Genomic DNA, 25854 nt, shown 5'->3' with positions numbered 1-25854 from the left:
CGTCCGCCCGCAGGGCGGGCAGACGGGGCTTCGAAGACACGACCTAGCCCACCGCGCCTTCCATCTGCAGCTCGATCAGCCGGTTGAGCTCCAGCGCGTACTCCATGGGCAGCTCCTTGGCGATCGGCTCGACGAAGCCGCGCACGATCATCGCCATGGCCTCGTCCTCCGACAGACCGCGGCTCATCAGGTAGAAGAGCTGGTCCTCGGAGACCTTGGAGACGGTCGCCTCGTGCCCCATGGACACGTCGTCCTCGCGGACGTCGACGTACGGGTAGGTGTCCGACCGGGAGATGGTGTCGACCAGCAGCGCGTCGCACAGCACGTTCGACTTGGAGCCCGGGGCGCCCTCGCCGATCTCGATGAGACCGCGGTAGGAGGTCCGGCCGCCGCCTCGCGCCACCGACTTGGAGACGATGTTGGAGGAGGTGTTCGGGGCCATGTGGACCATCTTGGCGCCGGCGTCCTGGTGCTGGCCCTCGCCCGCGAAGGCGATGGACAGGGTCTCGCCCTTGGCGTGCTCGCCCATCAGGTAGACGGCCGGGTACTTCATCGTCACCTTGGAGCCGATGTTGCCGTCGACCCACTCCATGGTCGCGCCCTCGTAGGCCACGGCGCGCTTGGTGACCAGGTTGTAGACGTTGTTCGACCAGTTCTGGATGGTCGTGTAACGGCAGCGCGCGCCCTTCTTGACGATGATCTCGACCACGGCGCTGTGCAGCGAGTCCGAGGAGTAGATCGGGGCGGTGCAGCCCTCGACGTAGTGGACGTAGGCGTCCTCGTCGACGATGATCAGCGTCCGCTCGAACTGGCCCATGTTCTCCGTGTTGATACGGAAGTACGCCTGGAGCGGGATGTCGACGTGGACACCCTTGGGCACGTAGATGAACGAGCCGCCGGACCACACGGCCGAGTTCAGCGACGCGAACTTGTTGTCGCCGACCGGGATGACGGTGCCGAAGTACTCCTGGAAGAGCTCGGGGTGCTCCTTCAGCGCGGTGTCGGTGTCCATGAAGATGACACCCTGCTTTTCGAGCTCCTCGTTGATCTGGTGGTAGACCACCTCGGACTCGTACTGCGCGGCGACACCGGCGACGAGGCGCTGCTTCTCCGCCTCGGGGATGCCCAGCTTGTCGTAGGTGTTCTTGATGTCCTCGGGCAGGTCCTCCCAGGAGGCGGCCTGCTTCTCCGTGGAGCGGACGAAGTACTTGATGTTGTCGAAGTCGATGCCCGACAGGTCGGAGCCCCAGCTCGGCATGGGCTTCTTGTCGAAGAGGCGCAGACCCTTCAGCCGCAGCTTCAGCATCCACTCGGGCTCGTTCTTCTTCCCGGAGATGTCCCGGACGACGTCCTCGGAGAGACCGCGCTTGGCGGAGGCACCGGCGGCGTCCGGGTCGGCCCAGCCGTACTCGTACCGACCCAGGCCCTCGAGCTCGGGGTGGCTGATCTCGGTGGTCATGCGGGGTTCCTCCCGGCCGTGCTTGCGGATGCAGATGCAGATGATGTGGTGTGCGGAATGTACGTGGTGCACACGCCGTCGCCGTGCGCGATCGTCGCCAGCCGTTGCACATGGGTTCCGAGCAGACGGCCGAAGACCTCGGTCTCCGCCTCGCACAGCTGCGGATACTGCTCGGCGACGTGGGCCACCGGGCAGTGGTGCTGGCACAGCTGCTGTCCGACCGGCGCGTTGCGCGCCGTCGCAGCGTACCCGTCGGCGCTCAGCGCCTTGGCGAGCGCCTCGGCGCGCTCCTCGGGCGCGGCGGCCTCGACCGCCTCGCGGTACGTCTCGGCCTGGGCCTCGATCCGGTCCCGGGCGAAGGCCGCGACGGCGGCTTCCCCTCCCGCGTTCCGCTCGATCCAGCGCAGGGCGTCGACGGCGAGCGCGTCGTACGACTGGTCGAAGGCGTCCCGGCCGCAGTCCGTCAGGGCGAACACCTTGGCCGGCCGGCCGCGGGTACGGGCGCCGTAGACGCGCTGCTCGCGCGGCGCGACCACGTCGTCGGCGACGAGGGCGTCGAGATGGCGCCGGACGGCGGCCTGGGTGAGGCCGAGTCGCCGCGCCAGCTCGGTCACCGTGGAGGGTCCGTGATCCAGGATGGACCGCGCGATCCGGTTGCGCGTGGAGCGCTCCCCGGTCGCGAGCTCCTCCGCTGGAGCCTCGTGGACCTTGCCGACGTTTTTCACAACGCCATTGTTGCGTAATTCCTCAGACCCTGACAAGCGAGGTCCGGACGGGCGTACGGTGCCGTACGTCACTAAGGGATACCTAACCTGACCTGCGGAAACGATCAGAGCCGGGGTCTCTTCCGGACACCCCCGCGCCGCCTCTGACCGGGTCTTTCACGCCCAGGAGCCCCACCGGCCCCGCACCCCGGCCGGGTGACCCGGGCCACGGCGCTGATGCCGCGAGCCGCCCGATGGGCCATCCGATTTTCCGGCAGGGCCGGGCGGGGGAAAACTCCCGGTGCGGGCTCTTTAGACTTCCGGCATGCGATACGAGTCCGTCGTACAGGTCCAGGGCCTCGTCAAGCGGTACGGGACCAAGACCGCCGTCGACGGCCTCGACCTCGACGTCCGCGCCGGCACGGTCACCGCCGTCCTCGGGCCCAACGGAGCCGGCAAGACCACCACCGTGGAGACCTGCGAGGGCTACCGCCGCGCCGACGCCGGCAGCGTGCGCGTCCTCGGCCTCGACCCGGTCGCCGACGCCGCCCGGCTGCGCCCGCGCATCGGCGTGATGCTCCAGTCCGGCGGCGTCTACTCCGGCGCCCGCGCCGACGAGATGCTCCGCCACATGGCCAGGCTGCACGCCCACCCGCTCGACGTGGACGCGCTGATCGAGCGACTCGGACTCGGCTCCTGCGGCCGGACGACGTACCGCCGGCTCTCCGGTGGGCAGCAGCAGCGGCTCGCCCTCGCCATGGCCGTCGTGGGACGGCCCGAGCTGCTCTTCCTGGACGAGCCGACCGCCGGCCTCGACCCGCAGGCCCGCCGCTCCACCTGGGAGCTGGTGCGCGAACTGCGCGCGGACGGGGTCACCACCGTCCTGACGACCCACTTCATGGACGAGGCCGAGGCGCTCGCCGACGACATAGCGATCATCGACGCGGGCCGGGTCGTCGCCCAGGGCAGCACCGAGGAGCTGTGCCGGGGCGGCGCCGAGAACACCCTGCGCTTCTCCGGCCGCCCGGGACTCGACCTCGGCTCCCTGCTCAAGGCGCTCCCGGACGGCACCGCCGCGGCGGAGCCGGCGCCCGGCACGTACCGGATCAGCGGCACGGTCGACCCGCAGCTGCTGGCCACCGTCACCACCTGGTGCGCCCAGCACGGAGTGATGCCCGACCGCATCTCGGTCGAGCGGCACAGCCTCGAAGACGTCTTCCTCACGCTGACCGGCAAGGAGCTGCGCTCATGAGCGCCGGGACCTACACCCCCGAGCCCGGCGCGGCGCCGGTCGGACGGATGATCGCGGCCCAGGCCGCCCTCGAGACGAGGATGCTGCTGCGCAACGGCGAACAGCTGCTGCTGACGGTCGTCATTCCCTCGCTCCTCCTCGTCCTGTTCTCGACGGTCGACATCGTCGACACGGGGAGCGGCAGGGCCGTCGACTTCCTGGCACCGGGCGTCCTCGCCCTCGCCGTGATGTCGACGGCCTTCACCGGCCAGGCCATCGCGACCGGCTTCGAGCGGCGGTACGGGGTCCTCAAACGGCTCGGCGCCTCGCCGCTGCCGCGCTGGGCGCTGATGACGGCGAAGACGCTGTCGGTGCTGGTCACCGAGGTGCTGCAGATCGCCCTGCTGACGGTCATCGCGCTCGCCCTCGGCTGGTCGCCGCAGGGCAATCCGCTGTCCGTGGTCCTGCTGCTCGTCCTCGGCACGGCGGCCTTCTCCGGGCTGGGTCTGCTGATGGCCGGGACGCTCAGGGCCGAGGCGACCCTGGCCGCCGCCAACCTGGTCTTCCTGCTGCTCCTCGTGGGCGGCGGGGTGATCGTCCCGCTGGAGAAGTTCCCGGACGCCGCGCGCCCGGTGCTGGAGCTGCTGCCCATCTCCGCGCTCTCCGACGGGCTGCGGGACGTGCTCCGGGGTGGCGCGTCGATGCCCTGGGGCGCGGCCGGGATCCTCGCGGCGTGGGCGGTGCTCGGGCTGGGCGCGGCGGCGAAGTTCTTCCGCTGGGAGTGACGGCGTGTCCGTTCCGCACCCCTCGTGAATCCGTGCACAAGCGCCCGCCTACGATGGAGTCCGTGTTGACCCCCCTCGCCCACATCGCCCGGCGCTGGACGCCCTCACCCAGGACGATCCGGCGCGCCGCGCTCTCCGCCGTCGTCATGACCGTCGTCATCATCGTGACGGGCGGCGCCGTCCGGCTGACCGGTTCCGGTCTCGGCTGCGACACCTGGCCCAAGTGCACGGACGACAGCCTGTTCACCACCTCCGAACAGGGCATCCACGGCGCGATCGAGTTCGGCAACCGGATGCTGACGTACGTGGTGTCCGCGGCGGTCGGCTGGGTGATCATCGCGGCACGGTCCGCCAAGCCGTGGCGGCGGGAGCTGAGCCGACTGGGCTGGCTCCAGTTCTGGATCGTGGCGCTGAACGCCGTCATCGGCGGCATCACGGTGCGGCTGGAGCTCAACCCGTGGACCGTGGCCATCCACTTCCTGGCCGCCAACGCGCTGCTCACGGTGGTCACGGTCACCTGGATTCGCACCGGCGAGGGCGACGGCGCGGCGCGCCCGCGCGTGCCGGGGCCGGTGCGGAGGCTGGGCTGGACGCTGGTGGTCGTCGCCGGGCTGCTGGTGGCGGCGGGTACGACGGTGACGGGTTCCGGCAAGCACGCCGGTGACAGCAGCGACGTACCGCGCATGCCGTTCGACTACACGTCCGTCGCCCAGATCCACGCGCTCCTCGCCTGGGCGGTGTGCGCGCTGGCGGTCGCGATGTTCTTCGTCCTGCGCGTGGTGGACGCCCCGGACGACACCCGGGCGCGCGCCCGCGACCTGCTGCTGGTCCTGCTCGCGCAGGGCGGCATCGGATACGTGCAGTACTTCACCGGGGTCCCCGAGGTGCTGGTGGGCCTGCACATGCTGGGCTCCTCGTTGATGTGGATCGCCGTGCTGCGCCTGGCGCTGAGCCTGCGCGAACGGCCGGACACCACGCCGGAGCTGCCGGCCCAGGAGCCGGACGCGGCGCTCGCCACCACCTAAGCGAGCCCGTACACCCGCCGGGCGTTGCCCGCCGCGATCATGTCGGCGACGCGCTGCGCGTCCGTACGGGACCAGGCGCCGTCGCGCACCCAGTCGGTGAGGACCCTTCCGAGGGCCTCGTGGAACACCCGAGCGCCGACCACGTGCAGCTCGGGCAGGCCGCGGGCACCGCTGGAGAACAGCAGCTTGCCGAACGGCGCCGGCTCCAGGGTCTCCGCGAGCACGGCGGTCGCCCGCGCCCCGGTCCGCGCGAGGGCGCCCAGGTCGGCGTACACATGGGGGAAGAGGCTCGTCAGGTGGGCGGCCTGGCGGTGGTGCGGGTAGCCGTGCAGCAGCACCAGGTCGGTGCCGAGCCCGCTGGTGGCCGCCGCGAAGTCGCCGAGCCGTATCGGGTCGTCGGCGCCGACGTACAGCTGGAGCGGGCGGCCGGACGACACGGCGATCCACAGCAGGTGCCGCAGCAGGACGGGATCGGTGAGCCGGTCGCCGGCGCGGCGCCCCGCCAGCCAGCGGCCGGCAGCGCCGCGCACCTCACCGGGGCCCGGCGGGTCGGGTGCGAGGGCGAGACCGCGCCGCACCGCGGCGACGGAGGCGAAGGCGACGGCGGAGACGGCCGCGCCGTGCACGGCCTCGGCGAGGTTGGCCAGGAGCGCGTCGACCGTGCCGGAGGTGTCGGCGACCTGTTCGGCGAGGAGTTCGAGGCGGACGATCTCATGCGCCTCGGCGTCACCGGCGGCGGCGAGCTCACCCGGGCCGGTGACGTCGCCGGGCAGCCCGGTGTCCACCAGATAGGTCGAGATCCCGGTCGCGCGCAGGAGCCGGCGACCCGACTCCAGGACACCCAGCTCGCGGCGGCGAGCCAGGTAGCGCGCGGGCGGGCAGTGCGGCTCCAGTCCGAGGAGCGGCGGGCACCAGCGCCGTACCGCGAAGCCGGTCTGGGTGTCGAAGAACGTGGTGCCGGACGCGGGCGGCCCGGTGGTCCTGCCGAGGTGTGCCTCGAACGTGCCCAGGCCCAGCTCGGTGCGGAGCACCCCGTGGCAGTACTGATCCACCAGCGTCGGGGGGTCGATCATTGCGGGGGCTCCCTGCGATGGATGGTCCTTCACAGGTCCTAACGGGTGACCCCTGCCCGAGGTGTTGCCTCAGTCGTTGGACGGGCCGCCGACCTGGATGCCGGCCATGCGGCTCCACTCGTACGGTCCGGTGCGCACCTTTGCCGCGAAGTCGCCGTCGAAGGTCTCGTGGAGGGTGAGCCCGGCCTTCTCGGCGGCGCTCTTCGCCACCTCGTGGGTGGGGGCGACGAGGTCCCCCCAGCCGCCGTCCTCGCCGACGAGGACGATCCGGGTGCCCGCCCGGCCGATGTGGGCGAGCTGCCCCTCTGCGCCGCCGTGCTCCTTGGAGAAGGCCTGGATCTCCCGGGCCAGCTTGGAGGCCCTGCGGTCCGCCTGCTTGGTGTCTGCCATGAACAGGATGCTACCGATCAGTAGAAAGACTGGCCAGGGTCATCTGCACCACAGGCGTCACCGCAGGAAGGGGTCCACCGCCACGGCCACGAACAGCAGCGAGACGTAGGTGATGGACCAGTGGAACAGGCGCATCTCCTTCAGCTTCACGCCCGTCTCCCCCGCCTTGGCGCGCGCCTGGAGGGCGTGCGCCTCCCACAGCCACCAGCCGCCGGTCACCAGCGCCACCGTCGTGTAGAACCAGCCGGTGTAGCCCAGGGGCGTCAGGAGCAGGGAGACGGCGACCATCACCCAGCTGTAGAGGACGATCTGGCGGGCGACCACCCGGTTCGAGGCGACAACCGGGAGCATCGGCACGCCCACGCGCGCGTAGTCCTCCTTCACCTTCATCGACAGCGGCCAGTAGTGCGGCGGCGTCCAGAAGAAGATGACGAGAAAGAGGACGACGGCGGCCCAGGACATCGAGTTCGTCACGGCCGACCAGCCGATGAGCACGGGCATGCAGCCGGCGATGCCGCCCCACACGATGTTCTGCGCGGTACGGCGCTTGAGGATCATCGTGTAGACGACGACGTAGAACAGGAGCGCGCCGAGCGACAGCCAGGCGGACAGCCAGTTGACGAACAGGCCGAACCAGAGCGTGGAGACGACCGCGAGGGTGAGTCCGAAGACCAGGCCCTCGCGCGGCGAGACCATGCCCGTGACCAGGGGACGCTGCGACGTGCGGTCCATCAGGGCGTCGATGTCGCGGTCGATGTACATGTTCAGCGCGTTCGCGCCGCCCGCGGAGAGGTAACCGCCGAGGCAGGTGGCGAGCACCAGCCAGAGGTCGGGCACGCCCTGCTCCGCCAGGAACATCACCGGGACGGTGGTGATCAGCAGCAGCTCGATGATCCGCGGCTTGGTCAGCGCCACGAACGCCTTGAGGCGGGCCCCGAACGGCCGGTTGCCCGTGCTCGTCCCGAGCTGCCCCACAGCCCTCCGGGCATGGGCGGTACCCCCACCCGCTGGACGGGATTCGACGGCCGTCACGCACACCCCTGACAGAGACATCCCAGCGAGCCGTACCGGACGTGACGACATGAGGGCGTGAAGGCCCGGTAAAAGAACTCGCGCGTACCACGCCACTGTAGACGTTGCCCATACCCGGCCCTTCGCGGGGGTCCGCCGTGTTGGGCCGGGCCCCGCAAAGGACCCGGTGGACGCTCGATTGAGCGCCCGGATGAGCACCTCCGTATTCACTTGCGGAACGCGAAAGGGGCCGGTCGGGAGGCGGGGAACAATCAATGACCGCAGTCTGGAATGACTCGAAAAATTGCGCGTTCTCACGGGGGTAGGCTCGACAACGGCCGGTGAGATCGACGTCACCGGCATTCGACATGTGGAGAGGAGCCCTGACCCAGGGTGAGCACCAAGCCGACCACCACAGACCTCGAGTGGACCGAATTGGACCAGCGGGCCGTAGACACCGCCCGCATCCTGGCAGCGGACGCCGTACAGAAGGTCGGCAACGGCCATCCCGGTACGGCAATGAGCCTGGCCCCCGCCGCGTACACCCTCTTCCAGAAGGTGATGCGGCACGACCCGGCGGACGCCGACTGGACCGGACGCGACCGGTTCGTGCTGTCCGCGGGTCACTCCTCGCTGACGCTGTACACCCAGCTGTACCTGGCCGGCTTCGGCCTGGAGCTGGACGACCTGAAGGCCTTCCGCACCTGGGGCTCGAAGACCCCGGGCCACCCGGAGTACGGCCACACCGTCGGTGTCGAGACGACGACCGGGCCGCTGGGCCAGGGCGTCGCGAACGCCGTGGGCATGGCGATGGCCGCGCGCTACGAGCGTGGCCTGTTCGACCCGGAGGCCGCGCCGGGCACGTCCCCGTTCGACCACTTCGTCTACTGCATCGCCGGCGACGGCTGCCTGCAGGAGGGCATCTCCGCCGAGGCGTCCTCGATGGCCGGGCACCAGAAGCTCGGCAACCTGATCCTGCTGTGGGACGACAACCACATCTCGATCGAGGGCGACACCGAGACCGCCGTCTCCGAAGACACGATGAAGCGGTACGAGGCGTACGGCTGGCACGTGCAGCGTGTGGAGCCCCAGGAGAACGGCGACCTCGACCCGCGGGCGCTGTTCGACGCCATCCAGGCCGCCAAGGCCGAGACCGGGCGCCCGTCGTTCATCGCCATGCGCTCGATCATCGCCTGGCCCGCGCCCAACGCGCAGAACACCGAGGCCGCGCACGGCTCGGCGCTCGGCGACGAGGAGGTCGCGGCCACCAAGCGCGTCCTCGGCTTCGACCCGGAGAAGACCTTCGAGGTCTCCGACCAGGTCATCGCGCACACCCGCGAGGCCCTGGACCGCGGCCGCGAGGCCCGAGCCGAGTGGGAGAAGCGGTTCCAGGAGTGGCGCAGCGCCAACCCGGAGCGCGCCGCCGAGTTCGACCGCATCGCCGCGGGTGAGCTGCCCGCCGGCTGGGAGGAGAAGCTCCCGGTCTTCGAGCCCGGCAAGGCCGTCGCCACGCGTGCCGCCTCCGGCAAGGTCCTCCAGGCGCTGGGCGCGGTCATCCCCGAGCTGTGGGGCGGCTCCGCCGACCTGGCCGGTTCGAACAACACGACGATCGACAAGACGTCGTCGTTCCTCCCCGAGGGCAACCCGCTGCCGGAGGCGAACCCCTACGGCCGCACCATCCACTTCGGTATCCGTGAGCACGCGATGGCCGCCGAGATGAACGGCATCGCGCTGCACGGCAACACCCGCGTCTTCGGCGGCACCTTCCTGGTGTTCTCCGACTACATGCGCAACGCCGTCCGCCTTTCCGCGCTGATGCACCTGCCGGTGACGTACGTGTGGACGCACGACTCGATCGGTCTGGGCGAGGACGGTCCGACGCACCAGCCGGTGGAGCACCTGGCGTCGCTGCGCGCGATCCCGGGCCTGAACATCGTGCGCCCCGCGGACGCCAACGAGACGGCGATCGCGTGGCGGGAGATCATGCGCCGCTGGACGAAGGGGTTCGGCACGGGCAAGCCGCACGGCCTCGCCCTGACGCGGCAGGGTGTGCCGACGTACGAGCCGAACGACGACACCGCGCGCGGCGGTTACGTCCTGTTCGACGCGGACGGTGGCGAGCCGCAGGTCGTCCTGATCGGTACGGGCTCCGAGGTACACCTGTGCGTCGAGGCGCGTGAGCAGCTGCAGGCCGCCGGCATCCCGACCCGTGTGGTGTCGATGCCGTCCGTCGAGTGGTTCGAGGAGCAGGACCAGGGGTACCGGGATGCGGTGCTGCCGCCGTCGGTGAAGGCGCGGGTCGCGGTCGAGGCCGGGGTCGCCCTGACCTGGTACCGGTACGTCGGGGACGCGGGCCGCGTGGTGTCGCTGGAGCACTTCGGTGCCTCGGCGGACGCGAAGGTCCTCTTCCGCGAGTTCGGCTTCACCGCCGACGCGGTCGCCGCCGCCGCCCGGGAATCTCTCGACGCCGCAGCGCGCTGACGCCGGTATACGAACGACTAGGAGATGCATATCTCATGACAGACGCACTCAAGCGCCTCTCCGACGAAGGCGTCGCGATCTGGCTGGACGACCTGTCCCGTAAGCGCATCACGTCCGGCAACCTGGCCGAGCTGATCGACCAGCAGCACGTCGTGGGCGTCACCACCAACCCCTCGATCTTCCAGAAGGCGATCTCGCAGGGGGACGGCTACGACCAGCAGCTGTCGGACCTCGCCGCCCGTGAGGTGACGGTCGAGGAAGCCATCCGCATGATCACGACGGCGGACGTCCGTGACGCCGCCGACATCCTGCGCCCGGTCTTCGACGCGACGCAGGGCCAGGACGGCCGGGTGTCGATCGAGGTCGACCCACGCCTGGCGCACCACACCAAGGCGACGGTGGCCGAGGCCAAGCAGCTGGCGTGGCTGGTGGACCGGCCGAACACGCTCATCAAGATCCCGGCCACCGAGGCGGGTCTGCCGGCGATCACCGAGGTCATCGGCCTCGGCATCAGCGTCAACGTCACGCTGATCTTCTCGCTGGAGCGCTACCGCAAGGTCATGGACGCCTACCTGTCCGGCCTGGAGAAGGCCAAGGAGCGCGGCCTGGACCTGTCGAAGATCCACTCGGTGGCATCCTTCTTCGTGTCCCGCGTGGACACCGAGATCGACAAGCGGCTGGACTCCCTGGGCACCGACGAGGCCAAGGCGCTGCGCGGCAAGGCGGCCCTCGCCAACGCGCGTCTGGCGTACCAGGCGTACGAAGAGGTGTTCAGCGGTGAGCGCTGGGCGGCCCTGGACAAGGCGCAGGCGAACAAGCAGCGTCCGCTGTGGGCCTCGACGGGCGTCAAGGACCCGGCGTACAAGGACACGCTGTACGTCGACGAGCTGGTCGCGCCGGGCACGGTGAACACCATGCCGGAGGCCACCCTGGAGGCCACCGCCGACCACGGCGAGATCACCGGCAACACGGTCGCGGGTACGTACGACCAGGCGCGCGCCGACCTCGACGCGCTCGAGAAGCTGGGCATCTCGTACGACGAGGTGGTGCGGCTGCTGGAGGACGAGGGCGTCGACAAGTTCGAGGCGTCCTGGACCGACCTGCTCAAGTCGACCGAGGCGGAGCTCAAGCGCCTCGCACCTTCGGAGGCGTAAGACATTGTCGAGCAGCAATCCGCTGCGTGACGCCGCCGACCGACGGCTCCCGCGTATCGCGGGGCCGTCGGGCCTGGTGATTTTCGGTGTCACGGGCGATTTGTCCCGTAAAAAGTTGATGCCCGCGGTGTACGACCTGGCCAACCGCGGCCTGCTGCCCCCCGGGTTCTCGCTCATCGGCTTCGCCCGCCGTGAGTGGCAGGACGAGGACTTCGCCGAGGAGGTGTACCAGGCCGTCAAGCAGCACGCGCGCACGCCGTTCCGCGAGGAGGTCTGGCAGCAGCTGAGCCAGGGCATGCGTTTCGTCCAGGGCGACTTCGACGACAACGAGGCCTTCGAGACCCTCAAGAAGACGATGGAGGAGCTCGACCAGGCGCAGGGCACCGGCGGCAACTTCGCCTTCTACCTCTCCGTGCCGCCCAAGTTCTTCCCCCTCGTCGTCCAGCAGCTGAAGAAGCACGGGCTGGCCGACCAGAAGGACGGTGCCTGGCGGCGCGCGGTCATCGAGAAGCCGTTCGGCCACGACCTCACCTCCGCCCAGGAGCTCAACTCGATCGTCCACGAGGTGTTCGCCCCGGACCAGGTCTTCCGGATCGACCACTACCTGGGCAAGGAGACCGTCCAGAACATCCTGGCGCTGCGCTTCGCCAACACGCTGTTCGAGCCGATCTGGAACCGGTCGTACGTCGACCACGTGCAGATCACCATGGCCGAGGACATCGGCATCGGCGGCCGTGCCGGGTACTACGACGGCATCGGCGCCGCGCGTGACGTCATCCAGAACCACCTCCTCCAGCTGCTCGCGCTGACCGCGATGGAGGAGCCCGCCTCCTTCGACGCGGACGCGCTCGCCGCCGAGAAGACCAAGGTGCTGGGCGCGGTGAAGCTGCCCAGGGACCTCGGCAAGTCCACCGTGCGCGCCCAGTACGCCGCGGGGTGGCAGGGCGGCGAGAAGGCCGTCGGCTACCTCGAGGAAGAGGGCATCGACCCGAAGTCGAAGACCGACACGTACGCGGCGATCAAGCTGGAGATCGACAACCGCCGCTGGGCGGGCGTCCCCTTCTATCTGCGCACCGGCAAGCGGCTGGGCCGCCGGGTCACCGAGATCGCGGTCGTCTTCCAGCGCGCCCCGCACTCGCCCTTCGACCACACGGCGACGGAGGAGCTGGGGCACAACGCCCTGGTCATCCGCGTACAGCCGGACGAGGGCGTGACCATGCGGTTCGGCTCCAAGGTGCCGGGCACCTCGATGGAGGTGCGGGACGTCTCGATGGACTTCGCGTACGGCGAGTCCTTCACGGAGTCCAGCCCGGAGGCGTACGAGCGGCTCATCCTCGACGTCCTGCTCGGCGACGCCAACCTCTTCCCGCGCGTGGAGGAGGTCGAGCTGTCGTGGCAGATCCTCGACCCGATCGAGCAGTACTGGGACAAGCACGGCAAGCCCGCGCAGTACCAGTCCGGGACCTGGGGTCCGGTCGAGGCGGACGAAATGCTCGCACGAGACGGACGGAGCTGGCGCCGGCCATGAAGATCGACCTTACGGACACCACGTCCAGCAAGATCAACAAGGCCTTGGTGCAGGGCCGGCGGGCCATCGGCACGCCGGCCGTCGGCATGGTGCTCACCCTGGTCATCGTCACGGACGAGGAGAACGCCTACGACGCGCTGAAGGCCGCCAACGAGGCGTCCCGCGAGCACCCCTCGCGCAAGCTGGTCGTCATCAAGCGGGTCTCGCGGTCGCCGCGCGACCGGGCGAAGGCGCGGCTGGACGCCGAGGTGCGGGTGGGCGCGGACGCGGGCACCGGCGAGACGGTGGTGCTGCGGCTGTACGGCGAGGTGCTGAACCACGCCCAGTCGGTGGTGCTGCCGCTGCTGCTGCCGGACGCGCCGGTGGTGGTGTGGTGGCCGGTCGCGGCGCCGACCGACCCGGCCAATGACCCGCTCGGCGCCCTCGGGCAGCGCCGTGTCACCGACACGTACGCCGCCGAGCGACCGATCGAGGAGCTGAGGGAGCGCGCCGCGGCGTACACGCCGGGCGACACGGACCTGTCGTGGACCCGGATCACGCCGTGGCGCTCGATGCTCGCGGCGGCCCTGGACCAGGTCGCGTGCGAGGTCACGTCGGCCGAGGTGGAGGGCGAGGAGTTCAACCCGAGCGTCGAGCTGCTGGCCATGTGGCTGGCGGACCGGCTCAAGATCTCGGTGAAGCGCTCGCAGTCGGCGGGGCCCGGGCTCACCGCCGTGCGCCTGGCCACCAACTGCGGTCCGATCGTGCTGGACCGGGCGGACGGCTCGCTGGCCACGCTGTCCATCGAGGGACAGCCGGACCGGGCCGTGGCGCTCAAGCGGCGTGAGACGTCCGAGCTGATCGCGGAGGAGCTGCGGCGCCTCGACCCGGACGACACCTACGCCTCGGCACTGCGGTACGGGGTGGACCGGCTGGGCCGGCCGGCGGCCGGGCACGCTCCCTCCTCGGAGGAGGACGCCTCCGGCGCGGAGCCGGCGCCCGCCGGGGAGCCCGCGAAGAAGGCCGCGGCCAAGGCCCCGGCCAAGAAGGCGGCTGCCAAGTGAGCGCTCCGCACCTGGTCGTCCACCGCGACAAGGAGCTGATGGCGCGGGCCGCGGCGGCCCGGCTGATCACGACGATCGTGGACGCCCAGGCCGCCCGCGGCTCGGCGTCGGTCGTCGTGACCGGTGGCCGCAACGGCAACGGCCTGCTGGCCGCGCTGGGTTCCTCCCCGGCCCGGGACGCGATCGACTGGTCGCGCCTGGACCTGTGGTGGGGTGACGAGCGGTTCCTGCCCGAGGGCGACCCCGACCGCAACGACACGCAGGCCCGCGCCGCGCTGCTGGACGGCGTACCGCTGGATCCGGCGCGGGTGCACACCATGCCGGTGTCGGGCGGGGCGTACGGCGACGACGCGGACGCCGCGGCGGAGGCGTACGCGGCCGAACTGGCCGCCGCTGCCGGGCCCCGGGGCCTCGGCGGGGTACCGGAGTTCGACGTCCTGATGCTGGGTGTCGGCCCGGACACGCATGTCGCCTCGCTGTTCCCGGAGCACCCGGCGGCGCGTGAGACGGAGCGCATGGTGGTAGGCGTGCACGGCGCGCCCAAGCCGCCGCCGACCCGGATCTCGCTGACCTTCCCGGCGATCCGGGCGGCGCGTGAGGTGTGGCTGCTGGCGGCGGGCGAGGACAAGGCGAAGGCGGCGGCCACCGCCCTGTCGGGCGACGCGGACCCGCTCCGGGCCCCGGCCGCCGGCGCGTACGGCCGCTCGCGCACGCTGTGGCTCCTGGACGCCGCGGCGGCGGCGGACCTTCCGCGCGCGCTGCACTCGCCCGCATCGGGCTGAAGGTCGTACCCGCACGCGTCCGTGCGGGTCGGTACGCGAAACGGCCCGGTTCACCGCGAGGTGGACCGGGCCGTTCCGTATGCGTGGGGTCGGCGCGTTGCGGCGGGAGGGCGGCGACGCCGGCGCGTGGTGGGCCGGGCCTCAAGTCCCTTGACCGCGGGGCCCTTCCAGGAACGGCTCCAGCAACTCCGGTACCGCGTCCGCCGCGAAGCGCAGGGCCTCGCTCTCGTCGGCGTCGTGGACGTGGTACGCGCCCGCGCCCGCCGCGGTCGTGGCGGTCAGGGTGATCAGGCCCGCGCGGCGCTGGAAGTACGACTGCCTGACCGTCCAGCCGATGACGCCGCCGCGCTGGAGGGCGACGGTGGCGCGCCGCAGGGTGCCCGATCGGGTGAGGAGGTAGCCGCCGCTGATGCCGTGGCCCAGGCTGCGGTACGCGTCGAGGGCGAGGGCGACCGCGAGCGGGAGCAGCACCAGCGCGCAGGCCCCGGCGATGTACAGCAGGACGTCGGTGAACGCGGCGCCGAGGAGCGCGAGGAGTACGACGGGGGTGAGCGCGGCGGCCGACGCGCGGCGCAGGCGGCGGGCGCGGGCCGCGCGCGGGTGGCCGGTGAGCGGCGCCCCCGTGGGTGACCGCGGCTCGCGGAGTATCCGTGCGGCCACGTCGTCGGCCACCGCGCGCTCCACGGCCGGCAGCAGCGTCCGGTGGTCGGCGTGCTTGTCGTCCTCGCCCTTGGTGAGGCCGGTGGCGACCGCGTCGATCCGCGCGCCGCCGCACAGGCGTACGCCGAGCGGTTCGACGAGCTCGACCCCGCGCAGCCGTCGCTCCTCGATGGAGAGGGAGCGGGCGGTGAACAGACCGCGGCGGACCCGGAGGGTGCCGCCGGGTTCGCGCTCCAGCCGGTAGTTCCACCACATCTCGACCCACAGGCCGAGCGCGCCGATCGCGCCCGCGAGTGTGGCCGCCACGGTGAGCGTCACGACGATCCAGGCGACCGGTGTGTCCTGGAAGCGGTCCCCCATCCAGTCGATCACCTCGCCCTGGGCGCCGAACCAGTCGCTGACCTGCATCACACCGCCGGCCGCGGCGCCGCCGAGCAGCGGGGCGACGAAGGAGACCGGGGCGTACCGGATCCAGGCGGGGTCCAGAGTGGCCAGTTGTCCTTCGGTGGGGCCGCCGTCCCCCCGGGCGGGGGCGCGGTCGAGCAGGGCGCGGCGGAGCCGTTCCCCCTCGGCCCGGGTGACGGGGTCGAGTTCCAGCGTGGACTCGCCGCCTCCGGTGTGCTCACCGGTTCCGATGCGGACCTTGACCAGTCCGAGGACGCGCAGCAGTGGATGGGCCGTCAGGTCGACGCTGCGGATCCGCTCCCGGGCCAGCGAGCGGCGCTTGACGAGCAGCAGCCCGGTGTGGAGCTCGGCGCGCTCGGGGCCGACGCGGTACCGGGTCCTGCGCCAGCGGACGTGGTCGGCGCCGGCCGCGCCGGTGATGAGGAGGACCGCGCCGGCCATGACGAGGCCGAACGCCTGTCCCACGGCCATCGTCCCGGCGAGACCGACGAAGACCGGCATGCCGGCGCCGACCGAGACGCCGGCCATGAGGAGCGCGGTGACGACGACGGTCCTCTTGTCGAGCCGCCGCCAGCCGTCCCGCTCGGCGGAGCCCGCCGGGCCGCCCGCGCCGGCCGCGCCCACCGGGGTGCCCGGGTCCGGCCGGTTCGGCGGGTTCGGCGGGTTCGGCGGGTGGGTGCCCGGCGCGGTCATGTCGCGTCGCCGGGGGTGGCCCGGGTGATGCGGGTCAGCCGCTCGGCGAGCCCGGCGGCCAGTTCGTGGTCGAGCCCTTCGATCCTGATGGCGCCCTTGGCGGAGGCCGTGGTGACGGTCACCGTGGCGAGCCGGAAGGCCTGCTCCAGCGGTCCCCGTACGGTGTCCACGGTCTGGATCCGGGACATCGGAGCGATACGCCACTCCTGCCACAGGAATCCGGTACGGACGTAGACGGCGTCGTCCGTGACCTCCCACCGGTGAACCCTGAACCACCAGTGGGGGAGGAGCGCGGTGCAGACGAGCCCGACGAACGCCAGCGCCGCCGCCGGCACCAGCAACCAGGCTCGCGCCGGCGCGATGAGACCGCCCAGCAGGGCCAGTACCGCCACCGGCGCGGCGGTCAGCAGCAGCAGCCGGACGCGCCACCAGCCGATGGCCCGCTCGTTCAGCGAATTGGTCGGCGGCCGCAGCCGCACCGCGCTCTCCCCCGTCATCGGATCAACGGCCCCGCAGCGTCCGGTACCGCTTCGCCAGCGCGGCGGTCGAGCTGTCGAGCTGCTCGCCGCCCTCGCCCTCGGTCAGCACGGGCTCGATCTTCTTGGCCAGCACCTTGCCGAGCTCGACGCCCCACTGGTCGAACGAGTCGATGTTCCAGACGGCGCCCTGGACGAAGACCTTGTGCTCGTACAGCGCGATCAGCTGGCCCAGGACGGATGGGGTCAGCTCGTCGGCGAGGATCGTGGTGGTGGGGTGGTTGCCCCGGAAGGTCTTGTGCGCAACGAGCTCCTCCGCCACGCCCTCCGCCCGTACCTCGTCGGGCGTCCTGCCGAAGGCGAGGGCCTGGGTCTGGGCGAAGAAGTTGGCCATCAGCAGGTCGTGCTGGCCGTCCAGGCCGGGCCGCAGGTCGGCGACCGGCTTGGCGAAGCCGATGAAGTCGGCCGGGATGACCTTGGTGCCCTGGTGGATCAACTGGTAATACGCGTGCTGCCCGTTGGTACCGGGCGTGCCCCAGACGACCGGCCCTGTCTGCCAGTCGACGGGGTTGCCGTCACGGTCCACGGACTTGCCGTTGGACTCCATGTCCAGCTGCTGGAGGTACGCCGTGAACTTCGACAGGTAGTGGCTGTAGGGCAGGACCGCGTGGGACTGGGCGTCGAAGAACGCGCCGTACCAGATGCCGAGCAGGCCGAGCAGCAGCGGCGCGTTCTCCTCGGGCGGCGCGGTGCGGAAGTGCTCGTCGACGAGGTGGAAGCCGTCGAGCATCTCGCGGAAGCGGGCCGGGCCGATGGCGATCATGAGGGAGAGACCGATGGCGGAGTCGTAGGAGTACCGCCCGCCGACCCAGTCCCAGAATTCGAACATGTTCGCCGTGTCGATGCCGAAGTCCTCGACCTTCTCGGCATTGGTCGACAGCGCCACGAAATGCCGGGCGACGGCATCCTGACCGGCCTGCAACTCGGTCAGGAGCCAGTTCCGGGCGGAGGTGGCGTTGGTGATCGTCTCGATGGTGGTGAAGGTCTTGGACGCGACGATGAAGAGCGTCTCGGCCGCGTCCAGGTCACGGATCGCCTCGTGCAGATCGGCGCCGTCGACGTTCGAGACGAAGCGGAACGTCAGATCCCGCCGCGTGTAGGAGCGGAGCGCCTCGTACGCCATCGCGGGGCCCAGATCGGAGCCGCCGATACCGATGTTGACGACGTTCTTGATGGGCTTCCCGGTGTGGCCGGTCCACTCGCCGGACCGGATCCGCTCCGAGAACGCGGCCATCCTGTCGAGCACCGCGTGCACGCCCGGCACCACGTTCTCGCCGTCGACCTCGATCACGGCGTCACGGGGAGCGCGCAGCGCGGTGTGCAGCACCGCCCGGCCCTCCGTGGTGTTGATCTTCTCGCCGCGGAACATGGCGTCCCGCAGCCCGGCCACCCCGGTCGCGGCGGCCAGCTCGCGCAGCAGCCGCAGCGTCTCGTCGGTGACCAGGTGCTTGGAGTAGTCCAGATACAGATCGCCGACCCGGAGCGTGTACCCCGTACCGCGCGCCGGGTCGGTGGCGAACAGCTCCCGCAGATGCGTCTGCCCCAGCTGCTCCCGGTGCTTGGCCAGCGCCGTCCACTCGGGCATCTGGTGGAGCCTCGTGCGGCCTTCTGCGTTCATCTCGGACATCAGCCCACTTCTTCTCGTACCTGCCTGCTTGCCCCGCTGCCACTCCAACCTAATTGATCTGCGGCACCAGTGAGGCGACGGCGAGCGCGAACAGCCCGGACGCCGGCAGAGCCGGCGCGTGCGGCAGGGGTACCACTGACAACGGGCCCCGCCGGTGGTGTCCACCGGCGGGGCCCGTCATCGGAGTTCAGATCTCGCCTCGCAGTTTGGCGAGCGCCTCGGCCAGGATCGCCTCGCCGTCCGCGTCGCTGCGCCGCTCCCGTACGTACGCCAGGTGCGTCTTGTACGGCTCGGTACGCGGCGGGTCCGGCGGGTTGTCCCGGTCCTGGCCCGCCGGGAACCCGCACCGCGGGCAGTCCCAGGTGTCGGGAACCTGTGCGTCGCTGGCGAAGCTCGGCTGGGTCTCGTGCCCGTTCGAGCACCAGAAGGAGATCCGGAGACGCGGCGCGGACTCGCCTCGCTCGGCCTCCCCCATCGGCCCCGCCCCGACCCGGCTTCCCCGGATCGCGTTGCCACTTGCCACGGTCGTAACTCCCTGCCTGATGGTGCTCGAAGATGCCCCAGTCTACGTAAGGCCCAACGCGCGTCCAGTGGTTGGAGTTACACCCGGCCACCGGACGTGGAACCGACGGCTCAGTTGTCCAGCTTCATGAGCAGCGCAAGTACGACAATGCACGCGATCCACAGCAGACCGACCACCACGGTGATGCGGTCCAGGTTGCGCTCGGCGACCGACGAACCGCCGACGGACGACTGCATTCCGCCGCCGAACATGTCGGAGAGACCGCCGCCCTTCCCCTTGTGCATCAGCACCAGCAGCATCAGCAGCAGGCTGAAGACGATCAGGGCGATCGAGAACCCCATAACCACGGCTGGACCCTACTTCCTGGCAATTCTCGGACTTGGACTTCAACGGACGACGGGGGCCCAGGCTCCGCGAAAGAGCCTCGGCCCCCGCAAGGGTACGACGGATCCGCCCTACCGCATACTCACTGGTCGCGGAACCGGACGATCTTGACGAACTCCTCGGCGTCCAGCGCGGCACCGCCCACCAGGGCGCCGTCCACGTCCGGCTGCGCCATGATCGCGGCGACGTTCGAGGACTTCACGGAGCCGCCGTACTGGATGCGGACCTTGTCGGCCAGCTCCTGCGAGTACAGCTCGGCGAGCCGGCCGCGGATCGCGCCGCAGACCTCCTGCGCGTCCTCGGGCGTGGCGACCTCGCCGGTGCCGATGGCCCACACCGGCTCGTACGCGATCACGATGGTCTCGGCCTGCTCGGCCGGGACGTCCTTGAGGCCGCCGTCGAGCTGCGCGAGCGTGTAGGAGACCTGGTCACCGGCCTTGCGGATGTCCAGGCCCTCGCCGACGCAGAGGATCGGGGTCAGACCGTGCTTGAACGCGGCCTTCACCTTGGCGTTGCAGATCTCGTCCGTCTCGGCGTGGTACTGCCGGCGCTCGGAGTGGCCGACGGCGACGTACGCGCACTTCAGCTTGGCCAGCATCGGCCCGGAGATCTCACCGGTGTACGCGCCGGAGTCGTGCGCCGAGATGTCCTGGGCGCCGTACTTGATCTTCAGCTTGTCGTGCTCGACCAGCGTCTGGACGGACCGCAGGTCGGTGAAGGGCGTCAGGACCGCGACCTCGACGGCGTCGTGGTCCTTGTCGTTCAGCGCGAAGGCCAGCTTCTGGACGTGGGCGATGGCCTCCAGGTGGTTGAGGTTCATCTTCCAGTTGCCCGCCATCAGCGGGGTACGGGTGCTGCTCATGTAAGGGTCAGTCCTCCAGTGCGGCAAGTCCGGGAAGCGTCTTGCCCTCGAGGTACTCGAGGCTCGCGCCGCCGCCGGTCGAGATGTGGCCGAAAGCGTTCTCGTCGAAGCCCAGGGTCCGGACGGCGGCGGCGGAGTCCCCGCCGCCGACGACCGAGAAGGCCGGGGAGTCGGCGAGCGCCTGGGCGACGGCCTTGGTGCCCTCGGCGTAGTCGGGGTGCTCGAAGACGCCCATGGGGCCGTTCCAGAAGACGGTGGCCGCGTCGGCGAGCTTCGATGCGTACAGCTGGCGGGTCTGCGGACCGATGTCCAGACCCTCCTGGTCGGCCGGGATCTCGGTCGCGGGGACCGTGGTCGGGTTGGCCGGGGCCTTGGTCTTCAGGTCCGGGAAGTCGGCCGAGACCAGGACGTCGACGGGGAGCACGAACTCCACGCCCTTCTTCTCAGCGCGTGCCAGGTACTCCAGGCAGGCCGGGACCTGGTCCTCCTGGAGGAGGGAGATGCCGACCTCGTGCCCCTTGGCCTTGAGGAACGTGTACGCCATGCCGCCGCCGATGAGGATGCGGTCGGCCTTCTCCAGCAGGTGGTCGATGACGCCCAGCTTGTCGGAGACCTTGGCGCCGCCGAGGACGACGACGTAGGGGCGCTGGACGTCCTCGGTGAGCTTCTTGAGGACGGCGACCTCCGAGGAGATCAGATATCCGGCGTAGCTCGGCACCAGGCGCGGCAGGTCGTACACGGAGGCGTGCTTGCGGTGCACGGCGCCGAAGCCGTCGCCGACGTACACGTCGGCGAGCGCGGCGAGGCGGGCGGCGAACTCGGCGCGCTCGGCGTCGTCCTTGGACGTCTCACCGGCGTTGAAGCGGAGGTTCTCCAGCACCGCGACCTGGCCGGCTTCGAGGTTGGCCAGGGCGGAGTGGGCCTCGGAGCCGATGGTGTCGCCGGCGAAGGAGACGGGGCGGCCGAGCAGTTCACCGAGGCGCGAGGCGGCGAACCGCAGTGTGAACGCGGGGTCCGGGGCGCCCTTGGGGCGGCCGAGGTGCGAGGCCACGATGACCTTGGCACCGGCGCCGGTGAGCGCCTTGAGGGTGGGCAGGACGGCGCGGATGCGGCCGTCGTCGGTGATGGTGGTGCCCTCCATGGGCACGTTGAGGTCGGCGCGGACGAACACCCGCTTGCCGTCGACCCCTTGGCGAAGAAGTTCGTCGATCGTCTTCATCTGTCCTGTTGCTCCTTGGAATACCGAACCAACGCAAGCGACAGGGCTCGTACAGCGCGGCGTTGCGCTGCCCGAGCCCTGTGCTCACATCGAAGTGCCTGCCCTGGTGCTCAGTTGCTTAGAGCTGGCCGCCGACGAAGACGGTGAGGTCGACGAGGCGGTTCGAGTAGCCCCACTCGTTGTCGTACCAGCCGACGACCTTGACCTGCTTGCCCTGGACCATCGTGAGCTGCGAGTCGAAGGTGCAGGAGGCCGGCCAGTTGACGATGTCCGAGGAGACGATCGGGTCCTCGGTGTACTCCAGGATCCCCTTCAGCTGGCCCTCGGCGGCCTTCTGGAAGGCGGTGTTGATCTCGTCCCTGGTGACCTCGCGGTCGAGCTCCAGGACGAGGTCGGTGACCGAGCCGGTCGGGACCGGGACGCGCATGGCGATGCCGTCCAGCTTGCCCTTGAGCTGCGGGAGGACCAGCGCGGTGGCCTTGGCGGCACCCGTGGAGGTCGGGATGATGTTCTCCGCGGCGGCGCGGGCGCGGCGCAGGTCCTTGTGCGGGAAGTCCAGGATGCGCTGGTCGTTGGTGTACGCGTGGACGGTCGTCATCATGCCCTTGACGATGCCGAAGTTCTCGTCGAGGACCTTGGCCATCGGCGCCACGCAGTTGGTGGTGCAGGAGGCGTTGGAGATGACGTGGTGGTTGGCCGCGTCGTACTTGTCCTGGTTGACGCCCATCACGATGGTGATGTCCTCGTCGGTGGCCGGAGCCGAGATGAGGACCTTCTTCGCGCCACCGTCGATGTGCTTCTGCGCGTCGGCCTTCTTGGTGAAGATGCCGGTCGACTCGATGACGATGTCGACGCCCAGCTCGCCCCAGGGGATGTCGGCCGGGTTGCGCTCGGACAGCACCTTGATGGTGTGGCCGTCGACGGTGATGGTGTCGGCGGTGTGGCTGACCTCGGCCTTGAGACGACCCAGGATGGTGTCGTACTTCAGGAGGTGAGCCGTGGTCGCGGTGTCACCCAGGTCGTTGACAGCCACGATCTCGATGTCTGCACCCTGCTCCAGCAGCGCGCGGAAGTAGTTACGACCGATGCGGCCAAAGCCGTTGATGCCTACGCGGATCGTCACGAACCGATCTCCTCGTTAGGTACGCCGGGTTTCGACGCCGGCGAGTTGTATAGGGATGTCCCCGACCGCTTACGACCCTACCTCTCCCGCGGCGCGGGAGTGACATCGAGCGCACCCGTACGAACCCGGAGTCCGTACCTACCAGCGGGTACGGACTCCGGGCCTCCGAGGCGGCTACGCAGGGTCAGCGGCGGAGTGCGCTGAGCGCCTTTCCGATGAGCCGTTCGCGCTCGGCGGGGGCGGGGACGTGCTCCAGCCCGAAGCCGAGCAGGACGGTGTCGCGGGTGGTGACGGCCGCCTGCGAGTGGAACAGGGCGGGCGAGCGGACCCAGTCCACGGCGTTGCCGGGGCTGCCGGCCGGGGGTCCGGTGACGGTCCAGGCGCCGAGCGAGGTCTCGAAGCCCTCGGCGCCGCGGGCGGTGCCGCCGACGACGAGCCTGGTGTCGTCGACGAAGGCGCCCATTTCCCCGGTGCCGGGGTCGGTGACGTAGGAGAGGGAGAGCTCGACCTTCTTGCCGGCGTACGCGCTCAGGTCGACGGCGGCCTGGCGCCAGCCGTTGGAGGCACCGGTGAAGGCGTGCCAGGCGCCGGTGGTGCCGGTGGCGGTGCAGCCGTCCGCGCTGACGGTGAGGTAGCGCGCGAGGAACGGGTGGCCGCTCACGTAGAAGCCCTCACCGCAGTCGGTGGGGACCTCCGTGGAGGTGTTGCCGTTGGCGTCGGGCAGGGTGGTCCAGTCGTCCTGTCCGGCGGTGCGGGCTTCGACGATGACGTTGTCGTAGCCGGGTTCGGTGTCGTGGCTGAGGGCGAAGTGGAAGGCGGGCGCGGAGGCGGCGTCGACGCCGGTGAGGTCGACGGTGCGGGTCAGCCGCATCCAGGCGTTGTCGGCGTGCCGTGCCGCCCCGAAGGAGGCGCCTTCGTACGGCTCGAAGGGGGTGCGCAGGCCCGGATAGTCACCGGCGGCCGCGCTGCGGAACTGCGGGAACCGGTCCGGGGTGAGGGTGTCGGAGGTGACGGTGTACGCGCCGGCGTTGTCCAGCGGATTGCCCGGGGCGGCGCCGAGCCCCGCCTTGGCTCCGGCGAAGGGCCCGGTGCCCGCGAAGGCGGAGGGGTCCTTGAGGCCGGCGCGGTGGTAGGCGCCGAGGTAGTACTGGGCGAAGTCGTTGGAGTCGGCGCGGCCGATGTCGACCAGGCCGCCCGCCTGCTCACCGGCGTTGATCAGCTTGCCGCCCTCGTTGAGGTGGTCGCGCACGGCGAGCATGGTGTCGCCGCCGGGCCGGTCGGCGCCGGTGTACCAGACGACCGTCCGGAAGTGGCCGAGCACGCCGAGCGGGTGCGGGACGCCCTGGGTGGCGACGTCCCAGACGACGGACCGGCGGCCGTTGTCGGCGAGGGCCTTGGTGTACGCGGCGGTGTGCCGCGCGGGCGTGGTGCCGCCCTCCTCGGCGAGGACGAGGGTGTCACCGCGCGGGCGTGCGGCGATCGTGTAGGTGAACGGTGTGGACGAGACGCGCTTTCCGTCGCGGGTACGGCCGGTGAACCAGACCTCGACCGTGTCGCCCGGTTCGCCGTCCTGGACCTCGGCGCGGTACTCGTCGTAGTAGAGGTTGTCCTCGCCGCCGTACGTCTCGCCGCCCTCCCAGGCTTCGAGCCGCTGGTCGTGCGTACGGCCGCCGTTGACGCGGTACTTGAGCTCCTTGTCGCGCAGGGACTTGCGGGCGGTGACGGAGACCTCCTGGTCGGCGCCGTCGTACGCGTAGGAGGTGGGGAAGGTGTCGGGGACGAAGGCGGGGGCGTCGGTGCCGACCGGCGAGAGGGGGTTGTCGGGGCGGGCGGCGGATTCGGCGACGGCGAGCGCGAAGGGGATGTTCTTGGCGAACTCCTGCTGGATCAGCTTCTCGTCGTCGGGGAAGGTGAAGACGGACGCGCAGTCGGCCGGTTCCCAGGCGTCGTTCGGGTCGATGCGGGAGGCGGTGGCGCAGGTCGACATCTCCGGGGTGAACATCTGCATGCCGTTGACGTTGGCCGCGTGTCCGTCGGCTTCACCGTTGGTGGTGTAGAGCTCGGAGGAGACCTGGGGGCGGTAGCCGGGGACGGCGGGCTTGGCCGGGGTGCCGGCCAGCGCCTTGAGGACGACGTCGTCGGGGGTGTCGGTGGCGACCTGCCAGCCCACGCCGTACAGGATCAGCTGCGCGGCGGAGTGGTAGTTGATGCCGTACTGGAAGCCGATGCGCTTCTGGAAGGCGTCGAGCGCCTTCGTCTCGGGTTCGGACATGGGGCCGGTGCCGCGGTAGGTCTCGTCGGCCGGGTCCGGGGACGAACCCTCGTCGTCGTAGCCCCACTTGTAGGCGAAGTTCCGGTTCAGGTCGACGCCGTCGCCGGGAGCGGTCCGCCCGTCGCCGTTGTTGTCGCGGAGGTTCTTGCGCCACTGGCGGTTGGCGGGGTCGGCGTGGGTGAAGTCGTATCCGTCGGGGTTGGCGGAGAGCACGAACCACAGTTCGGTGGTGTCGACGATCCTGGTGATGCGGGGGTCCTTGCCGTAGCCGGCGAGGTAGTGGTGCAGGAGCCGCCGGGTCATCTCGGGGGTGATCCACTCACGGGCGTGCTGGTTGGAGAGGTAGAGGGTGGCGGGCTTGGAGCCGTCCTCGGACTTCCTGGCGCCCTTGGTGAGCTTGAGGGCGAGGATGTCCTGGCCCTTGACGGTCCTGCCGATGCTGATGACCTTGGTGATGCCCGGGTGGGCCCGGGTGGTCGCCATGATCTCCCGCTTGAGCCCGGTCTCCCCGCCGTACGGGCGGAAGACGCCGTCCCCGGCCGCCGCGACGCGCTTCTCGGCGGTGGCGGAGAGGGTGTGCTCGGAGAGGCTGACGCCCTTGTCGCGCAGGCGGTCGGCCTGCCGGTCGGTCAGGTACAACTCAATGGTCGCGGCGCCCTTTTCGGGGACCTGCTCGCTCAGCTCGTGCCCGTCGGTACCCGCTGCGAGGAGGAGCGGCACCTGGTCCTTGCTTACCTTCGCGTGCCATACGGAGACACCGTCGCCGCCGTCCGGGTCGTCCGTCTGCTCCGCTCCGGCGACGGGTGCCGCCGCCAGGCCGGCTATCAGCAGTGAAGCCGCGGCGAGGATCGATCCCGCTCTGCGTCTCATAAGCCCCCCTTGCT

The 25854-nt window shown here is 70.6% G+C and carries 22 protein-coding genes; 8 read left to right on the top strand and 14 right to left on the bottom strand.

Translation table 11 applies throughout. The annotated features are described in order from the left end of the window. Positions 1 to 43 precede the first annotated feature (43 nt). Both sufB and ABZZ38_RS04395 read right to left on the bottom strand, forming a co-directional pair. A complete protein-coding gene (gene sufB / locus ABZZ38_RS04400; RefSeq protein ID WP_356735609.1) occupies positions 44 to 1459 on the bottom strand; it encodes a Fe-S cluster assembly protein SufB in 1416 nt (471 codons plus the stop codon). Next, complete coding sequence (locus ABZZ38_RS04395; RefSeq protein WP_356735607.1) at positions 1456 to 2184, bottom strand: ArsR family transcriptional regulator; 729 nt, start codon at positions 2182 to 2184, stop codon at positions 1456 to 1458. Before ABZZ38_RS04395 ends, sufB begins: the two co-directional genes overlap by 4 nt. Before the next feature lie 304 nt (positions 2185 to 2488). Between ABZZ38_RS04395 and ABZZ38_RS04390 the strand changes: the two genes are divergently transcribed. The 3 genes from ABZZ38_RS04390 to ABZZ38_RS04380 are packed head-to-tail and all read left to right on the top strand — an operon-like array spanning position 2489 to position 5204. Then, on the top strand, positions 2489 to 3415 hold the full coding sequence (locus tag ABZZ38_RS04390; protein WP_356735605.1) for an ABC transporter ATP-binding protein: 927 nt from the start codon (positions 2489 to 2491) through the stop codon (positions 3413 to 3415). Then, on the top strand, positions 3412 to 4179 hold the full coding sequence (locus tag ABZZ38_RS04385) for an ABC transporter permease (RefSeq protein WP_356735603.1): 768 nt from the start codon (positions 3412 to 3414) through the stop codon (positions 4177 to 4179). The genes ABZZ38_RS04390 and ABZZ38_RS04385 overlap by 4 nt, the downstream gene beginning before the upstream one ends. 53 nt (positions 4180 to 4232) lie before the next feature. After that, positions 4233 to 5204, top strand: coding sequence for a COX15/CtaA family protein (locus tag ABZZ38_RS04380; protein WP_356735601.1), 972 nt, complete (start codon positions 4233 to 4235; stop codon positions 5202 to 5204). Here the strand turns inward: ABZZ38_RS04380 and ABZZ38_RS04375 are convergent. The 3 genes from ABZZ38_RS04375 to ABZZ38_RS04365 form a co-directional block, all read right to left on the bottom strand. Continuing rightward, the gene (locus ABZZ38_RS04375) at positions 5201 to 6277 is read right to left on the bottom strand and encodes an amidohydrolase (RefSeq protein ID WP_356735599.1); all 1077 of its coding nucleotides are present in this window, start codon (positions 6275 to 6277) and stop codon (positions 5201 to 5203) included. The genes ABZZ38_RS04380 and ABZZ38_RS04375 overlap by 4 nt on opposite strands. A 69-nt stretch (positions 6278 to 6346) precedes the next feature. Next, positions 6347 to 6667, bottom strand: coding sequence for a hypothetical protein (locus tag ABZZ38_RS04370; protein WP_356735597.1), 321 nt, complete (start codon positions 6665 to 6667; stop codon positions 6347 to 6349). Positions 6668 to 6724: 57 nt separating this feature from the next. Then, on the bottom strand, positions 6725 to 7720 hold the full coding sequence (locus ABZZ38_RS04365; protein ID WP_356735596.1) for a heme o synthase: 996 nt from the start codon (positions 7718 to 7720) through the stop codon (positions 6725 to 6727). 351 nt (positions 7721 to 8071) lie between these two features. On the opposite strand from ABZZ38_RS04365, the gene tkt reads away from it, so the two are divergent. Genes tkt through pgl form a run of 5 tightly spaced genes read left to right on the top strand, consistent with a single transcriptional unit; the run spans position 8072 to position 14666 of the window. Continuing rightward, entirely contained in the window at positions 8072 to 10159 is a 2088-nt protein-coding gene (tkt, locus tag ABZZ38_RS04360) for a transketolase (protein WP_356735594.1), read from the top strand. 35 nt (positions 10160 to 10194) lie between these two features. Beyond that, entirely contained in the window at positions 10195 to 11313 is a 1119-nt protein-coding gene (tal, locus tag ABZZ38_RS04355; RefSeq protein WP_356735592.1) for a transaldolase, read from the top strand. Positions 11314 to 11317: 4 nt separating this feature from the next. Continuing rightward, entirely contained in the window at positions 11318 to 12841 is a 1524-nt protein-coding gene (gene zwf / locus ABZZ38_RS04350; protein WP_356735590.1) for a glucose-6-phosphate dehydrogenase, read from the top strand. Beyond that, entirely contained in the window at positions 12838 to 13884 is a 1047-nt protein-coding gene (gene opcA / locus ABZZ38_RS04345) for a glucose-6-phosphate dehydrogenase assembly protein OpcA (RefSeq protein WP_356735588.1), read from the top strand. The genes zwf and opcA overlap by 4 nt, the downstream gene beginning before the upstream one ends. Beyond that, on the top strand, positions 13881 to 14666 hold the full coding sequence (pgl, locus tag ABZZ38_RS04340; protein ID WP_356735586.1) for a 6-phosphogluconolactonase: 786 nt from the start codon (positions 13881 to 13883) through the stop codon (positions 14664 to 14666). Before opcA ends, pgl begins: the two co-directional genes overlap by 4 nt. 141 nt (positions 14667 to 14807) lie before the next feature. Here the strand turns inward: pgl and ABZZ38_RS04335 are convergent, their stop codons facing one another. From ABZZ38_RS04335 to ABZZ38_RS04295, 9 genes are all read right to left on the bottom strand, one after another. Next, positions 14808 to 16424 (bottom strand): PH domain-containing protein, encoded by a 1617-nt coding sequence (locus tag ABZZ38_RS04335; RefSeq protein WP_356735584.1) that lies wholly within the window; start codon positions 16422 to 16424, stop codon positions 14808 to 14810. Then, positions 16421 to 16921, bottom strand: a complete 501-nt coding sequence (locus ABZZ38_RS04330) for a PH domain-containing protein (RefSeq protein WP_356735582.1) — start codon at positions 16919 to 16921, stop codon at positions 16421 to 16423. Before ABZZ38_RS04330 ends, ABZZ38_RS04335 begins: the two co-directional genes overlap by 4 nt. A gap of 4 nt (positions 16922 to 16925) precedes the next feature. After that, positions 16926 to 18578, bottom strand: a complete 1653-nt coding sequence (pgi, locus tag ABZZ38_RS04325) for a glucose-6-phosphate isomerase (RefSeq protein ID WP_356735863.1) — start codon at positions 18576 to 18578, stop codon at positions 16926 to 16928. Between the two features lie 196 nt (positions 18579 to 18774). Continuing rightward, positions 18775 to 19110 carry an RNA polymerase-binding protein RbpA gene (locus ABZZ38_RS04320; RefSeq protein ID WP_003957010.1) on the bottom strand — a complete coding sequence of 112 codons (336 nt, stop codon included), beginning with the start codon at positions 19108 to 19110 and terminating at the stop codon, positions 18775 to 18777. Positions 19111 to 19220: 110 nt separating this feature from the next. Then, positions 19221 to 19451, bottom strand: a complete 231-nt coding sequence (gene secG, locus ABZZ38_RS04315) for a preprotein translocase subunit SecG (RefSeq protein ID WP_356735862.1) — start codon at positions 19449 to 19451, stop codon at positions 19221 to 19223. Positions 19452 to 19576: 125 nt separating this feature from the next. Beyond that, positions 19577 to 20356: a triose-phosphate isomerase gene (gene tpiA / locus ABZZ38_RS04310; RefSeq protein ID WP_356735580.1), complete on the bottom strand. Its 780-nt coding sequence runs from the start codon at positions 20354 to 20356 to the stop codon at positions 19577 to 19579. A gap of 7 nt (positions 20357 to 20363) precedes the next feature. Continuing rightward, positions 20364 to 21575 carry a phosphoglycerate kinase gene (locus ABZZ38_RS04305; RefSeq protein ID WP_356735578.1) on the bottom strand — a complete coding sequence of 404 codons (1212 nt, stop codon included), beginning with the start codon at positions 21573 to 21575 and terminating at the stop codon, positions 20364 to 20366. A 118-nt stretch (positions 21576 to 21693) separates the two neighbouring features. Beyond that, complete coding sequence (gap, locus tag ABZZ38_RS04300) at positions 21694 to 22698, bottom strand: type I glyceraldehyde-3-phosphate dehydrogenase (protein ID WP_356735576.1); 1005 nt, start codon at positions 22696 to 22698, stop codon at positions 21694 to 21696. Between the two features lie 184 nt (positions 22699 to 22882). Further along, the gene (locus tag ABZZ38_RS04295) at positions 22883 to 25840 is read right to left on the bottom strand and encodes a M14 family zinc carboxypeptidase (protein ID WP_356735574.1); all 2958 of its coding nucleotides are present in this window, start codon (positions 25838 to 25840) and stop codon (positions 22883 to 22885) included. Positions 25841 to 25854: the final 14 nt, after the last annotated feature.

It is taken from the genome of Streptomyces sp. NPDC006368 (assembly GCF_040612535.1).
In the GTDB taxonomy this organism is placed as follows: domain Bacteria; phylum Actinomycetota; class Actinomycetes; order Streptomycetales; family Streptomycetaceae; genus Streptomyces.
Note: the sequence above shows the minus strand (reverse complement) of the source record. Positions and strands in the feature narration are given on the sequence as shown.